General features: G+C 38.4%; 13 protein-coding genes. 3 read left to right on the top strand and 10 right to left on the bottom strand.

All coding sequences use genetic code 11. From position 1 onward, the window contains the following. Positions 1-341: 341 nt before the first annotated feature. The 3 genes from OS173_RS12890 to OS173_RS12880 form a co-directional block, all read right to left on the bottom strand. The gene (locus OS173_RS12890; RefSeq protein ID WP_267184702.1) at positions 342-1901 is read right to left on the bottom strand and encodes a hypothetical protein; all 1560 of its coding nucleotides are present in this window, start codon (positions 1899-1901) and stop codon (positions 342-344) included. Between the two features lies 1 nt (position 1902). Beyond that, on the bottom strand, positions 1903-2517 hold the full coding sequence (locus OS173_RS12885; RefSeq protein WP_267184701.1) for a recombinase family protein: 615 nt from the start codon (positions 2515-2517) through the stop codon (positions 1903-1905). Positions 2518-2709: 192 nt separating this feature from the next. Next, positions 2710-3618 carry a hypothetical protein gene (locus OS173_RS12880; RefSeq protein ID WP_267184700.1) on the bottom strand — a complete coding sequence of 303 codons (909 nt, stop codon included), beginning with the start codon at positions 3616-3618 and terminating at the stop codon, positions 2710-2712. 87 nt (positions 3619-3705) lie between these two features. On the opposite strand from OS173_RS12880, the gene OS173_RS12875 reads away from it, so the two are divergent. Then, positions 3706-3957, top strand: a complete 252-nt coding sequence (locus tag OS173_RS12875) for a helix-turn-helix domain-containing protein (protein ID WP_267184699.1) — start codon at positions 3706-3708, stop codon at positions 3955-3957. Between the two features lie 51 nt (positions 3958-4008). On the opposite strand, the gene OS173_RS12870 is transcribed toward OS173_RS12875, so the two are convergent. Then, positions 4009-4836 carry a hypothetical protein gene (locus OS173_RS12870; RefSeq protein WP_267184698.1) on the bottom strand — a complete coding sequence of 276 codons (828 nt, stop codon included), beginning with the start codon at positions 4834-4836 and terminating at the stop codon, positions 4009-4011. Positions 4837-5176: 340 nt separating this feature from the next. Here OS173_RS12870 and OS173_RS12865 point away from each other — a divergent pair, with 340 nt between their 5' ends. Next, positions 5177-5569, top strand: a complete 393-nt coding sequence (locus tag OS173_RS12865; protein WP_267184697.1) for a hypothetical protein — start codon at positions 5177-5179, stop codon at positions 5567-5569. Between the two features lie 652 nt (positions 5570-6221). Here the strand turns inward: OS173_RS12865 and OS173_RS12860 are convergent. The 6 genes from OS173_RS12860 to OS173_RS12835 all read right to left on the bottom strand — a co-directional run bounded on the left by OS173_RS12860 (position 6222) and on the right by OS173_RS12835 (position 15744). Continuing rightward, positions 6222-6974 carry a transglutaminase-like domain-containing protein gene (locus tag OS173_RS12860; RefSeq protein WP_267184696.1) on the bottom strand — a complete coding sequence of 251 codons (753 nt, stop codon included), beginning with the start codon at positions 6972-6974 and terminating at the stop codon, positions 6222-6224. Between the two features lie 134 nt (positions 6975-7108). After that, the gene (locus tag OS173_RS12855; RefSeq protein WP_267184695.1) at positions 7109-9016 is read right to left on the bottom strand and encodes a heavy metal translocating P-type ATPase; all 1908 of its coding nucleotides are present in this window, start codon (positions 9014-9016) and stop codon (positions 7109-7111) included. Continuing rightward, positions 9013-12135: an efflux RND transporter permease subunit gene (locus OS173_RS12850; RefSeq protein ID WP_267184694.1), complete on the bottom strand. Its 3123-nt coding sequence runs from the start codon at positions 12133-12135 to the stop codon at positions 9013-9015. The genes OS173_RS12855 and OS173_RS12850 overlap by 4 nt, the downstream gene beginning before the upstream one ends. A gap of 11 nt (positions 12136-12146) precedes the next feature. After that, positions 12147-13052, bottom strand: a complete 906-nt coding sequence (locus OS173_RS12845; protein WP_267184693.1) for an efflux RND transporter periplasmic adaptor subunit — start codon at positions 13050-13052, stop codon at positions 12147-12149. Positions 13053-13072: 20 nt separating this feature from the next. Continuing rightward, on the bottom strand, positions 13073-14356 hold the full coding sequence (locus tag OS173_RS12840; protein ID WP_267184692.1) for a TolC family protein: 1284 nt from the start codon (positions 14354-14356) through the stop codon (positions 13073-13075). A gap of 500 nt (positions 14357-14856) precedes the next feature. Further along, a complete protein-coding gene (locus tag OS173_RS12835; protein WP_267184691.1) occupies positions 14857-15744 on the bottom strand; it encodes a cation transporter in 888 nt (295 codons plus the stop codon). A 69-nt stretch (positions 15745-15813) separates the two neighbouring features. Here OS173_RS12835 and OS173_RS12830 point away from each other — a divergent pair, with 69 nt between their 5' ends. Further along, positions 15814-16212 carry a Cd(II)/Pb(II)-responsive transcriptional regulator gene (locus OS173_RS12830; protein ID WP_188366038.1) on the top strand — a complete coding sequence of 133 codons (399 nt, stop codon included), beginning with the start codon at positions 15814-15816 and terminating at the stop codon, positions 16210-16212. The last annotated feature ends 146 nt before the right edge of the window (positions 16213-16358 follow it).

The following is a 16358-nucleotide window of genomic DNA, read 5'->3' as shown; positions in this document are numbered from 1 at the left end:
CCGGGTGATTGTTAGGTTTTTTAGGTTTCATATTGCAAGGTTTTTGATGGTTGATTCATGTTTTCTTGCAATTTATTATAGCATAATAACGCTATATTGCGTTGAATATCAATGGGTTATTAGTTCTTCAGGGGCGACTACTTTAGTTTGAGCACTTAACAATAAAAAACTAGTTTCAAAGATAGCTATTCACAGAATAATAAGTGTGAAATTGCGGTTTTCACAAAGTGTGAATTATTATGCCCAGTATAACAGTCACTAAATTTGATAAAAGTGTGAATATTCAACTAGTATATTAATTGATAATTCACAAAATTATATTCTAAAAAAATTGAAAAATATTATTTGTAGCTGATTTTTGTAACTGAGGATTTAGACGGAATCATTTTTATTTTCACTTTTTCCCCTTCATTAATCTCAAAACTATCACCCTCATCGACTGCTAACACAAACTTGTGTAATTCATATATGATTTCAGGTATTTGGACTGTTTTACCAAATATTTCAATTGTTTTATTTTCATTAACAATGAAATTTAACTCTTTACCACTTCCAATATCTTCAATTATTGATTTATTACCTATTTCAGGAATTATTTCAAAGCTAATATTGCTATTTCTTTTTTCAGTACCTTTGATTAATATAGTGTCAATTATTTCAGCACACCTAATTACTGCCAAATACTCTTCATTAGTTCTTGGAAGTTTGTCAAAACAAAAACTGACATCAATCTTTAAAAATTTTGTTAACTTTCTAGCTTTATCTATAAAGCAAATTAAGTCATATATGTTTTTAAGCCCTGGTATATTCCCTATATCATCAGATATTGCCTCAATTGGATCCAACCCTTCAATTTCAGATATGACTTTCATCCTTTTTTGATTGATTAGGCAACTGTAGAATTCAAATAATTTATTGAATCCATTAAGTTGTTGAATGCTTTTTCCTTCCCAAGCTTCAAAATTTAAAGTAAACGTGAAATTTGTAGCAGTTGTATTTTCTTGTATCACTCTAATATGGCTTAGCATCCCACCCATTCCAACTCCGTGAAATGTAGCAGTTTCAGTACCAACCTGCCAATTGCCTTTTACAGTACCAAAATATTTTTCTTGGTATGTTTCATCAAATAATATAATTACTTCACTGCCTTGAGGAGAAGGAGATTGTAAAAATAGTTTTCCTTCATTATCGAATAATTGTTTAAATAGCTCAGACCCATCAACATTAATTGATGACAAAGGAATTTCTACTGGTTTCCCATGTTTAATATATTCATCCATTTCAAGATGGGAGTTATCATTCAGGGTAAACATCAAAGAAAGACCAAAAGGTTCTTTAGGATGAATTTCGTATGTTACTCCATTCAATCCACCTATGGGAATTACTCTTACCCTTGGATCTAATTCCTCCATTGCTGAGGTTATTACATTAGCCCCCCCTCGAAAAACATTATCAACAGCTTTTGCTAATTTATTTAGAGGAATATCAGGATTGTTTCCCGTAACAAATGATGAAACAAATTTTTCTTGGTCTGCAGAAGTGAAAGATTTTTTACCAATTTCATTAAGTGCCTCAGCTTCAGCATCTTGTTTCCATCTCAGAAGAACTTTTACAGGATATCTGTTTTCGTCTCTATCTATTTTTTTATGACACCCGCTGCACAACCAGATACCATTATCATAGTCTCTTCTTTGTTCTGGAGTCATGTCTTTTACCCATCTGGCAGAGCCTCTTTTTGCACCGTGTATGTGAGCAGCTTCACCTATATTCGTTATGTTGTGAGTCTCGGATGGACCAAGTGTAGTAATACGACAATTTACATTTGAACATTTATTGTTAACACGCTCTCTTAGCTTTGTTTTTACCGCCGCTCTAAACTCATTCAAATCCATTTTTGGCATGTTAATTTCTTTCCAGTATTTTTATACCGTATCCTCTCAAATTTCCCTCAGGGCTAATATATCGATATAAGGTTTGCCGTGAAATCTTTAACTCTCTGCATAATTCAGCTACATTTGTAGACTTTTCTTTCATAGCTGTTTGAGCCAACCTGACTTGATGCTTTGATAGCTGAAATTTTCTCCCACCTTTTTTGCCACGAGCTCTTGCAGCCTTTAGACCCACCATTGTTCTTTCTTTTATTAACTCTCTCTCGAACTCAGCAAGAGATGCAAATATTCCAAATACCAACTTTCCTGAAGGTGTGCCTGTATCAATGTCTGCTCCTTGTCCACTTAGTACTTTAAATCCGATTTTATTTTCTGAAAGCGAATGGACAGTATTAACAAGGTGTTTTAAATTCCTTCCCAGTCTATCAAGTTTCCACACAATTAGAGTGTCATTTTTACGGAGTGCCTTAAGACATGAATCTAATCCGGGTCTATTATCATTTTTTCCAGATACTTGATCTGAGTAAATATTACTTTCACTCACGCCAGCTTCTTTTAGTGCGTCTATTTGAAGATCAAGCTGTTGTGAGCCATCAGCTTTAGATATCCTTGCATAACCAATTTTCATATTGTCACTCAAACGATCGTTTATGGAACACACCTTAAAGCTATGTATAACCGGCAAAAATCTGTATCATATCTCATGTATTATACTAAGTTACACAAACCTTATTAGTTTAATTTTGAGCGACAGGCCGTTTAAATGGTTATTGAAGATTAATGTTTTTTATACTTGCCTAGAATAATTTAAAAACTCTGACTATGCCTCAGCAGTATAAGAAGCCACTAGATTATTTTTCCAAAACTCAGCTGGGCACTCAGTAAATCCCTCATCATCTCCGTCGTGGATTAATTCATAAAAGATCTTACTTAATTCGGACCTTGGCAAACATTCATTTCTTTTTGAATGTCTAATTTGGGAATTGTCTCTGATTGCAAGCTCTCCCAAATTGAGCAATCTATCCGAAACCGTGCTTCCATAATTATTACCTGAGTTAGAACGAGTGATAAACAAATAATCCTCATCGACAGCTTTATCGATAATGCTGCAAATATCTGATACAGCTAAACTGGCAATCAATTGACTAAGAAATAGATGTGTTTTATTACCGAATTTAAATTCATAGTTCAACTTAGAACACTTATGCAACAAATAACTCAATGCTTCATTGAACGCAAGATTCATTGTAAATGAAATAACTTTCTTTCTCTCCTCGCTAGATGTTGGAAAGTAATTTGTTAAGTCTTTAAAAATCAACGTATAACAGCTGGCCACACTTAACCTTTCTTCATCTTTCTCAGAAATGTTAACGAACCAGTTAACAGCAGCAATATCAAAACCAACACAATTGTTATCCTCAAATTCAAACGCATCAGTATTTGAATTAGGATCCACCAAAATAATATTTTGGGAATTAAGACAATCCATTATATTCCTATCCATATATCTACTAGGTGATAAAAACTTGTCAGAAGGAATTTCAGTTAGCGGCAATATACTATCAAATGATTCATCTGTGAGAACTCTAAAAATTGCTAAAAGATATAGCTTGTGGGTATAGCTCAATTCCTCAATATCAACGGGCTTTTTGTCTTCTATACAATATTTGGCCTCGATTAGTTTAATTTTATCATCGGCTGAAAGTTTTTGAGCTTTTTGCTTGGCCATGTCTAGTCCCCACAGTTATTTAGTTATATAGAAACCCGAAATATCCTAAATCGGGATAATTCTGATTATAGACTAAAGTCCCTGTTTATGAAAAAAAGTATCTGGGATGACTCATACATAAAGCTGAGAGAGGCGTTAAAAGACATCAGGCTTCGTGCTGACTTAACTCAAATTCAACTCTCAGAAGCTTTGGGGAAACCACAGAGCTACGTGTCTAAGTATGAAATTGGTGACCGTAATCTTGATTTTATTGAGGTTATTAATGTGTGCAATGCATGTAATATAAAACCTGAAGATTTTGTGTTTAAATTTACAAGCTCAAATACAAATAAAAGATAGTATCGATAAGTATATGTGTGAACGGGATGCTAAAAATTACAAAATGCCACTTTAATGACCAGACTGGTCATGACGACTTTCAATTAAGCTTAAGACAGATTTTGTATTACCCTTTTTAATTGCAGCCAAGGGTGTTATTGGCTTATCAAATGGTAAAAAATCATTTTTATTTATCAGAAAGGTAAAAGCCGACCAAAAATCATCTGTTTGATTCAAGAGTTTGTGAATCACCTCCTTAAGTCCTTTGATCATGCCTTCAGTGTTAAATTGGAAAGCCGGGTACTTTAGCTTTCCATCTATTTTAATGCCCAATAGCCTTTTGGAGTTGTAGTAAGTTGAAATGGTTGCTTTGCTCCACCCTGTTAATTGCATTACTTCTTTATAATCATATGCCCCGCCATGTTCACTGATCAGCCCTGTACGCTTAATTGAACCTCGCAGTATAGACTTGTGGTAAGGGGAAACATCATCATCAATCATTATAGATTTGCAGAAGACATTAATAAGCATGTCAGTGGCATTCTTCTCATCGGATATCTTATCAATTTCAGCTGGGGTCGCGTGTTTTATATAGTTGACCACCTGGTTGTGCATTTGACCCATTGTTACTTTAGCTAAAATTCTATTAGCTCTGTTGTCAATAGCATCTATTTGCCTCAATAGTTCATAGTTTAGTTTTGGGTAGATTGGATTCTTAGTTAGTACTTTATTTTCAGAATTTTTGTCCACAATTAATTGGGCTTGGCTGTCAGTCATGCTTTTTAGCTTAGCTGAACTTTTTGAGCTAAGTGCTCGTTTGATGTATTTATTAACATCTTCGGCAAAAGCAGAATCTGACAATATTTTCTGAGCTACAGTTTCTGCACAATTTAGTGACATAATCATATACCGGCTGAACAAAATATTAAGATAGCATGATTGATGATACTGTTCAAAATAATTGCTTATTATTCAATCATAATTGTTGATATTATCAAACCTGATACCGACTAACCCAGCTATTCTCTTTAGCTAAATATACAATGGCGCACCTTGCTAAAACTTACCACTTCTTTTACCTCGCGCATATACAAGTTTCACAAATCACGACAACCTTGTCTTCGATAAAGCTAATACTACTCACTTACCCTGATGATGCCTGAATTTCAAATTAGTCTGAAGTGAGATTTCTGTAGATGATGTACAATAAATGCGTTAATCATAATCTTACTTTAAGCCAATGGATAAATTCGAAAAGCGTGACAAGGAACTAAAGGAAATATCAAGAGACTTAAAAAAGATGCTCGATGATTTTGACGAAGATAAATTAAATTCATTAAGCCAGGAAGAATCAGAGGCTTTCATGGTTTTTGAATTAATTTTGGATGGTGATTTAGAAAAGCTATCTTCGTTGCCAACAAGTCGTATGACCTCATTTGTACGTGCCTTGAAAAATAAAGATGACTCGCGCCATCACCACATTGATGAAGATGAAATTGATGAAGAAAAACTATTACAAGCTTTAATTATTATGTGTGAAGAAACCACCAGTAGAGCAAATAAGTCGCTTGATGAATCACACGAGAAAATAAAAGATGCTTTAGAAAGGATTAATCAATCTGATAAAAAATAATGGATATAAAACCACAGTTATGTGTAATCTAAACATTAATTAACTTATTTAATCAGTCAATAGATAAGGGGTTTGTGTGATATAAACTTACCGCGACAATAAATCTATATCTAGCTTTTGAATGACTCAAAATCTATTGGTTCACATTAACTTAATTCAATAAGCTTTTGCTCTTTTTTTAAATCATAATTATTTTGCATCATAAGCCAACTTTCAGGAAATATTCCAAATAGGGGTTTTGCGCACATTCCCTCGAAAATTCACATATTTTCATCTATGTTGCTGATTTAAATCATTTTTAAGGCATGTAATTTTCCGATTAGTCAACTTTTAGGCCACAATATCATTGAATTGAGCCTAAATTCGGTCAATGAATTCTGGTTTTAGCATTTGTAGCCTCTTTTAATTCACCCATTCCCTCGAAAATTTAGACATATTTTGATAGGTGCCTGTATTTAAATGCTTTTTTAGGAAATATGGTTTAATTAATCATTTTCATAATGTACTGATGGATCAAATACCCCAGGATAAGTAAGGTCAGGCCCAAGTTGTATGTTGGACCAACAGGTGTATTCATGCAAACAGTTACGGGTTGATGAATATTGCATCTCTTTGAAGCCTAACTTTCCTCATGAATTTGAATGAACACAACCTAAATTATTTTCTTTCTTAACCGTGAAACATTCCAGTTAATCAAATGCCTCATTAATCGTTCATAAAGCCACTTTTTAATTCCGGAGAGGTTTGTTCCAACTTCAGAATAAAAACCATCGGGCGAGTCATAGATACCATAATCATCGTGTATACCTTCTTTTTGGATGTAAGTATCTTTTCCTTCCCAGTCAACCTTAGGGTTTGATAAACATTTTGTCGCCACGCCATACCCACAAAACGAGTCTTTTTCACTTGGGAATTTTGCTTGAATAGCACTTAGGTAAGGTTGATCTAGAATGAACCCTTCAAGATTAATCCATCGCCCTTGATGATATACCTCTACCCAACTGTGAATGATGTACTTTGGAGCCAGCCAAAAAATATAACTTGGTATCGCACCTTTTTGAAGTTTCTGGTCTATGGTAAACCCATGAAACCTACAAGATATGCCAAGACCACGAAGTAAAGCCATCAATAAATTGCCCTTGGTGTTGCACTGACCATAACCATCAGAAAGGACTTGGCTTGCTGGAATATCATCACTTTTGTTGTAGCCAAATTTCACTTCATCACGTACATATTGATAGGCAGCTCCAATTTTTTCGTACTCATTCAATTTCATCCACGCCCTGGATTTAATTAAGTGTTGAATACTTAGGTCTTCATAGTCCAAAATTTCAGTGCTGGATGTGTAAATTTTGTTTATGGTTTCAGTCCCACCATCAATTTTATTTATTTTATTGGTTTGCATAATAACTCTTAATTACATGTTAGATCCAATCTTAATATCTATAGTAACTATAGAGTCAAGCCTCGATTTAAACAAACGTATTTTGGTTATAAGTGATAGCAAGCTACCGATTGGTAGCTTGCCGTTGCTGAACCTCACCACTTCATTTTTTGTAGTCTCACAGCGTTTAATATTGCCAATAACGCCACACCAACATCAGCAAAAACCGCTTGCCATAATGTAGCCATACCAGCTGCACCCAAGATTAAAACAAGTACCTTTACACCAAATGCCAAAATAATATTTTGCCAGATGACTTGTTGCGTGGATTTACTGATATTAAAGCCTGTGATAAATTTTGAGGGTTGGTCTGTTTGAATGATCATATCAGCCGTTTCAATGGCCACGTCGCTGCCATTGGCACCCATAGCAATACCTAAGTGACTGGTTGCTAACACCGGTGCATCGTTGATCCCATCACCCATGAATGCAATGACCTTAGTTGGGTCTTCCTTGAGCTTTTCTACATGATTCAATTTATCCTCAGGAAGTAAGCCACCGCTGGCTTGGCTGATTGATAATTCTCCAGCAACCATTTGTGTGATCGAATCCTTGTCACCTGAAAGCATGACAATTTCTTTGATACCTAAGTTCCTGATTGCCAAAATGGTTTGATTGGCATCATCTTTTAATTCATCCGAGATGGTTACAAAACCTGCATAATTGCCATCTATAGCCACCAAAACAATGCTATCAACTATTGAATCAATTTCATCAGGTGTTTTGATGTTAAATTGATCCAGCAATTTTTTATTGCCGGCTAACACTGTCTTATTCTTCACAACTCCTTTTAGCCCTTTCCCAGCTATTTCATCAACATCACTGGCATCAGAAATATCAGCGGAATTTTCATATTGCATGATGGCTTTGGCAATTGGGTGGGTTGATGTTTTCTCTAGTGACAAAACATAACTCATGAATTCATCCTCAGTCATATCATTTGAGATACTGATCTGTTTGACTTTGAATGTTCCTTTGGTCACTGTTCCTGTTTTGTCCATGACTAATGTATTTACTTGCGTCAAGGTGTCCATGAAAGTGGCACCTTTAAACAGAATGCCATTTTTTGAAGCTGCCCCAAGTCCACCAAAATACCCGAGGGGTATAGATATCACCAATGCACAGGGACAGGAAATCACTAAGAATACCAATGCCCTGTATAGCCAATCCTGAAACTGATAGGTTTCAACAAAGAAGTAAGGAAGAATGCAGATTGCAATGGCCAAATAGACCACAATTGGCGTGTAGATTTTAGCGAGTCGTCTGATAAGTAATTCAGTCTTGGCTTTTTTAGCAGTTGCGTTTTGTACCAGATTAAGTATTTTAGCAACAGATGAATCGTTGTAGAGCTTTTCAACTTCAACCTCAATAACTGATTCAAGATTAATTGAACCTGCCAAAACATTTTCACCTTCAATTAAGCTTTGAGGCTTACTCTCTCCTGTTATTGCAGCTGCATTCAAGCTGGCCTTATCAGAAATTAACTTCCCATCAAGCGGTACTTTCTCACCTACTTTAATTTGAATGGTATCGCCAATCTTGACAGACTCTGGGTCTACTGTCTGATAATTACCGTTAGTAAGCACATGTGCAGTTTTGGGCCTCACATCGAGCAAAGCCGTGATGTTATTCTTAGCTTGATTAACAGCAGCGTTTTGAAACAACTCTCCAATGGCGTAAAACAACATCACTGCAACACCTTCTGGATACTCTCCTATAGCCATGGCACCAACTGTTGCAATAGTCATTAGGAAAAACTCTGTGAAAACCTCTCCTTTCTTGAGTGCCTCAATAGTCTCTTTAATTACTGGAAGCGCTACTGGCAAATAAGCTGCAATGTACCAAGCTACTAAAACCCACCCGTCAAAGAACCCATACTTAAAAACATGTTCAATGGCTAAACCAGTGAGTAATAATATAAATGATGTGATTGCTGGCAGATAACCACTGTTTTCATGATTGTGATCATGGCCGTCGTTTTCTGTATGTTCATGTGAGCTCATGATTTTTCTCCATTTTCTTTTTTATCCTTTGACACCCATTCAAACAAAATGGGCAAGATAAATAATGTTAATAATGTGGATGAAATGATGCCGCCAATAACAACTGTAGCAAGTGGACGTTGCACTTCAGCCCCAGTACCGGTGTTCAATGCCATCGGAACAAACCCAAGACTTGCCACCAGTGCTGTCATCAAAACCGGACGCAGGCGTGTCATTGCCCCTTTGATCACCGAATGGTAAAGATCACCTGTTTTTTCCCATAGATCCTTGATAAATGAGAGCATCACTAAACCATTGAGAACAGCCACGCCAGATAAGGCAATAAACCCTACTCCTGCTGATATTGAAAATGGCATGCCCCTTAACCACAATGAGATCACACCACCAGTTAGCGCCAATGGGACACCTGTGAAAATGATCAATGCATCTTTGATAGAACTGAAAGCCATAATCAACAAGCCAAATATAATGGTTAGCGTTATGGGTACAACAATTGACAGCCTTTGACTGGCCGATTCCAGTTGCTCGAAAGTACCACCATAATCGAGCCAATAGCCGGCAGGTAATTTCACCATCGATGCAATCTTTGTTTTCGCCTCATCTACAAAGGAACCTAAGTCCCTGTCTCTGACATTGGCAGTAACCACCACACGACGTTTGCCATTTTCACGACTGACTTGATTGGGTGCAGGTGCCAGGATCAACTGGGCAACCTCACTTAATGGCACGTAACTGCCATCATTTAAGGGCACAGGAAGCTCAGATAAGCGACTCAAATCACGCCGCAACGACTCATCTAATCGAACCATAATTTCAAAGCGCCTATCCCCTTCATATATGGTTCCAGCTCCTTGTCCACCGATAGCGGTTTGAATGACATGTTGAACATCTGCTACATTGATACCATAGCGTGATAACGAAACACGATCAGGTATTACAGAAAGCATCGGTAAGCCTGTAACTTGCTCTACTCTGGCATCAGCCACACCATTGATCTGCTCGATGACTTCAAGTATTTCATTGCTTGATTCGAGCAGTTGGTCCAAGTTATCACCAAACACCTTAATGCCCAAATCGGCTCTGACACCAGAAATAAGTTCATTGAAGCGCATCTGGATGGGTTGAGTGAATTCATAATTATTACCCGGAAGTTCACGCACCGCAGCTTCAATTTGCTCAACCAGTTCACCTTGGGTCAAAGTTGGATCTGGCCACTGGTTTCTGGGATTGAGCATAATGAAATTATCCGCAACATTAGGTGGCATGGGATCGGTTGCCACTTCAGGTGTACCAATTTTGGCAAACACTTTTGCAACCTGTGGAAATTCTAAAATCCTTTCCTCCAATACTTTTTGCATCTGGATGGCTTGCTCTAATCCTGTACCAGGTATCCGCATGGCATGCATGGCTATATCACCCTCATTAAGTTCTGGGATAAACTCTGAGCCCAGTGTGGTTGCTAACCATCCAGCAAAACTGACCAATACCATGGCACCAACCAAAACCAACCAACGTAATTTAATGGCTGCTTTTAACAAGGGTTGATATATGGATTTAGCGCCACGAATGATGAAGCTTTCTTTCTCACTGACTTTGCCATTCATAAATATGGCAATCGCTGCAGGGATAAAGGTAAATGAAAGCACCAAGGCAGATAGCAGTGCCATCACCACGGTTGATGCCATTGGGTGAAACATCTTACCTTCCACACCAGTTAAGGAAAACAGCGGAATATAAACAACCGTTATGATGATCACACCAAACAAACTGGGCCTGATGACTTCATTGGTTGCACTGAAAACAACTTCCAACCTTTCTTTCAATGGTAACAGCCCTTTTTCTTTCTGGACCTCTGAGAGCCTCCTGATGGAGTTCTCAATGATGATCACCGCACCATCAACAATCAAACCAAAGTCCAAAGCACCCAAGCTCATTAAATTGGCTGAAACACCAGCTTCAACCATGCCGCTGATGGTGGCCAACATGGCTAAGGGAATGACTGCAGCTGTGATCAATGCTGCCCTGAAGTTACCCAGAAGCAGAAACAAAATAACAATGACCAATAAAGCCCCTTCAGTCAAGTTCTTTTGTACTGTCCATATGGCTTTGTCTACCAAGGTTGTTCGATCATAGACAGAATCAATCACAACCCCTTCAGGTAAAGTGCTCTTAATCTCGTCGATCTTCTGAGCAACAGCCTGTGCAACAGCTCTTGAGTTTTCACCAACCAACATCATGGCTGTGCCCAGAACTGTTTCTTCACCACCTTGGGTGGCAGCACCGGTGCGTAATTCCTTACCAATACCAACCTCAGCAATGTCTTTGATTTTAATAGGCGCATGATCAATGTTCTTCACCACCACATCCTCAATGTCACCGATGGTTTTTAATTGACCCGGTGATCTGATCAGGATTTGCTGACCATTGGTTTCTACATAACCTGCACCGACATTGGCATTGTTTGACTCAAGTGCATCACTTATATCCTCAAATGAAATCGCATAGCTCAACATTTTCTCAGGACTGGGATTAACGTGGTACTGCTTGTTATAGCCACCGATGCTATTTACCTCAGTAACTCCTGGCACCAGCGAAAGCTGTGGTTTGATGATCCAGTCTTGAATTTCACGAAGTTCAATTGAGTCGATGGGGGTCCCATCTTCCTGCAGAAAACCTTCTTTGGCCTCTACGGTGTACATGAAGATTTCACCAAGACCAGTGGCCACAGGGCCCATCTCTGGCTCCAACCCTGCAGGCAGTACACTCTTAATGGCCCCCAACCGTTCATTGATGAGGTTTCTGGCAAAGTACAGATCAGTTCCTTCCTCGAAAACCACAGTGACTTGAGAAAGCCCATAACGTGAGAGTGATCTTGTGTAGGAAAGTTTTGGAATACCTGCCAAAGCGGTTTCAACTGGGTAAGTAATTCGCTGTTCAGATTCAAGCGGTGAAAATCCAGGTGCTTCCGTATTGATTTGTACTTGGACATTGGTGATATCAGGCACTGCGTCAATCGGCAGTTTTTGATAATTCCATAAACCCGCACATATCAACAGCAAAACTCCGGCCATAACAAGCCAACGCCTATTTATAGAGGCTTTAATAATTGATTCAATCATTTTATTCTCCTTCAATGATCGTGCGATGCGCCTGATTTTTCTAAATCAGCCTTAATCAGATAACTGTTTTCAGAGACATAAACATCACCTAAGTGAAGGCCTGAGAGAATTTCGGTGAACTTTCCATCGGTTCGACCAGTCTCGACCACATGAGCTGTATATGTATTGCCAGTTTTAATAAACACCACAGATTCATCATCAATGTCTTGTATGGCTTTGGATGGTACGACTATGTCTGCTTGTGTGGTTCTGACACTCACTTGTCCCGATACCAAAAGACCGGTAGTCCAATCGCGTGATTGGTTATCAATCAGCACCCTGGCTGTAGAATATGGCTTTTCATCCTGTGAGGGAATGATGTGTTTAATAGTCGAACTAATGGTTTGATCGGATCCGGATATTAAAACCTCTTGGCCACTGATGATTTGATTCAGCTGACCTGGGAATACTTGCAGTTCGACCCAGATTTTTTCAAAATTAGCTAAGGTGAAAAGCACTTGATCAAGCGCCATTTCTCCCGGGTTGGCATGCCTGGCAACCACGACACCGGGCATCAGTGCTTTAATTGGGTATTTTTTGAGGCTCTCGTTTGATTCTACAAAAGCCAGGGTTTCACCCACTTTAACTGTATCACCAATTTGAACATTGACATTGACCACTGTGCCTGGGAACCTGGCTCTGATGTGGCTAACTTGGCTTGGATCATTAACTGTTTTCCCATATACTTTGAGTTGTTCGTTGATGAGGCCAGATGAGGCAATGGCAGTTTCTATCATTGATTTTTCTGCTACATGATCATCGATTGCGACTATTTGCTGCTCATCATGATCATCATCATGCTCACCGGATGCATGAGTTATTAGAGAAAGGGATAAAAATACAATAATGATGGGTAATTTTAATAAAATTGACTTCATGAGTCACCTCCTTGGGTTTGTTAGGTTTCGGTGTAAATGGGCTCAGCTGTGATTCGCTCCAGTTGAACACCGTAATTCAAGATACTTTTGGCAGTATCAATCAATGACTTTTTAGATTGGATTAAGTCAGCTCTGGCAGCTGAGTACTCGAGATAACCATATCTACCATCAAGGTATGCCTCTTTAGTTAACTCAAGTGCATGTGCTAATGCTGGAATGATTTCATTTTCAAGGGTGCTGAATTTTTCGATGGCAGCTTGCCTCAATGAATAAAACTCATTGACCTGTCCATATAATTCAAGCAAAGCAATTCGTTGTTCAGAACGGGATGCATCAATTTCGGCTTCAACCTCCATCAAATTACCCATATTTCTTTTTCTTTTGAAAAGCGGAATACTGAATCCAGCTGTCAGCGCTGCATCATTGCTTTCTTCAAACCTGCGAACACCCAAAGACCAATTAACATCTGCTTTGGATTCAGCCTGAACTACTGCCAACCTAGACTCTGCCAATCGCTGGTTCATTGTCAGAACTTGGATTAAATTCGATTTCTCAAGGTTTTGATTGAGTTCATCAATCTCTTTAACCGTCCCGAAATCAAACAGCTCACCAGATAATTGACTGAACTGTGGTTGCTTTTGTGACCAATATAAACTCAAGTTGACACTTTGTCGTTCAAGTTTGCTTTGTTCAGCTTTAAGGGTTAACTGTGCTTGTTTAAGCGAGGCAAATGATCGTTTGACCTCGACATCACTGATGGCTCCTGCATTGGCTTTGCGTTTGACCGATTCATAAATGTCCTCACTTAATCGAACTGATTCTTCAGCAAGTTTTATGCGCTCCTGTGTGGCCAATGCATCAATAAAGGAATCAGTTAACTCTGATATGAGATCCAATGATTTTATTTTCCTTTGCGCATCAAGGAGCCCATACTTTGTTGATACAAAATTTTTCCGAGCATCTTTCTTTCCGCCCAGTTCAATAATTGATGAAACAGAGACGGTCAATTCACTTTGGTCAAAAGCTGTGTACGGATTGCTTCCTAAAAAGTTCTCGGCTTCTAAACCCATTTCGATTTCTGGGTTCAAGCCAGCGGTGTATTGTGCTCCTTCAAGTGAGCGCTTTCTCAATTCAAATATCTGAAGTGATGGATTCTGCTCCAACATCAAATTGATGGCTGTTGCCAAGTTGATATCTTTGGCAGTCAGTTGGTTTGATGAGATTAATAACACCATCAACAAACATTTATTGGCTCCACGCCATTTAAACACGCCACGTGGCATGTTCTTATTAAAGTACGTCATGATAAATTTCCTAAATCTAAAAATTGATATGCATTTGAAATACATGCCCACTTAGCGCCTGCAGTTCAAACTGTGTTTTCAATAAGATTTAAGCTTTGGGCGGCCGAAGAAGCCTGGATGCGAGATTACTTGTAAATGAATGTTCTGAAATATGAATGGCTTGGTTTAATTCTAAATACGCCAAGCTAAAAGATGGTGGAAGCATGGATGAGACATGGTCACCGTGACAATGACAACAATGGTGACAATCAAATGAACTCGATTCATCCATAGGTTTTAAATTGGCATCACCTTCATGCTCATGTTCAAATTCTAGATGCTCAGCACCTGATTGGTGTGATTGGTGAACGTCAGACACTGATGCAACAGACTGAAATGATACAGCCATTAAGAGCAAAATCATGAGAGATTTGAAAGGCATCAATTTAAAGTGTCTTTGTGTCATTTTTATATAAGACCTGCATTCTATCAGTTTGTTTACGTAAATTAAATTTCTTAAGTCATGATTTGATTTGTAATATTCGTCTGGCGCCATTTAAAACAACCATGGCAATGACTAAACCAATGACTAAATCCGGTAAGGCAGAACCTGTCAACATGACAAGCACTCCAGCTAAAATAACGCCTGTATTGGCTATGACATCATTGGCTGAAAAAATCCAGCTGGCTTTCATGTGGGCACCGGAATCTTTTTTCTTGGCAATTAGCAACAAACAAGTCACATTGGCAACCAAGGCAACTAAGCCCATTACAATCATTAATGTGGATACTGGCTCACTGCCATAAATAAATCTTCTGATGACTTCAATTAATGCACCTGTACCTAACAAGACCTGCACCCAACCAGACAGATGAGCCGCTTTTAGTTTGAGCTGATTGCTTTTACCAACAGCATAGATTGCAGTGCCATAAACGGCCGCATCGGCAAACATATCCAGGGAATCGGCGATTAGACCTGTTGATTGAGCCAAGATGCCAATAGCAAACTCGACCACAAACATGACAGCATTGATAATCAGTAACCAAATAAGTACGCGAAATTCTTGACTGTTCTCAGATTTAGCATTACTGATAATCACTGATAGCGCTTCAGAATCAATTTGTTGGGTCTCAAGTAGGCTGGCTCCCAGATTCAGATTTGTAAGCTTTTGTTGAATTTCTTCGATTCCATTTTCATGGTAGACCTTTAACCTTCTTCCAGGAATATCAAAGTCCATGGCTTTTAAAGACTGACAATTCTCCAGCGCCATGCGAATCATACTTTCCTCAGATGGACAGTCCATTTTGGTCACTTCAAAAGTACTGACCAACCCATGATCAGGAACCTTTGTGACTTGATCTGTACTTTGCGCTGTATTGTTACAACTGTTACCGCAAGAATCTGACATTTGAATGTACTTGTTTTTATCAAGCGTGCAGTTTAATATCTATAGCCACTATAGAGTCAAGAGTAAAATATGAAAATTGGACAAGTATCTAAAAAAACCGACTTTTCCGTTCAAACCATTCGTTACTACGAAACTCAAAACCTCATTAAATCAGCAGGTAGAACCGAAGGTAACTTCAGGGTATATGACTCTAAAGTCATTGATCAACTGGAATTTATCAAGCATTGTCGCCACCTGGATCTATCGCTGAGTGACATCAAGCGAATTAATGAACTCCGTGACAACCCCAATGCCGTATGTGAAGAAGTGAACGAGCTCATCAATGATCAAGTGAAGCTGGTTAAAATTAAAATGAAGGAACTTAGACACCTAAAAATACAGTTAGAAGCACTTACTGACTCCTGCTCGAATAATCAAAAAGTTGGTGATTGTGGAATTATTAAGTCATTGCAAGAGTGTGATTGCTAGTTTATCTGTAAGCGCCAAGCGAACCCCATGGTTGATAGTTTAGTTTAGCTGTGTGTGGGTGTCTAATCGAGCTGGATGTTTTCAGGCAACAACTGTTCTATTTGTTCCACTGTTTTGGCGTTGGGTAGTTGGCGGTAGATTTCAGT

It is taken from the genome of Marinicella gelatinilytica (assembly GCF_026410405.1).
Lineage (GTDB): Bacteria > Pseudomonadota > Gammaproteobacteria > Xanthomonadales > Marinicellaceae > Marinicella > Marinicella gelatinilytica.
Note: the sequence above shows the minus strand (reverse complement) of the source record. Positions and strands in the feature narration are given on the sequence as shown.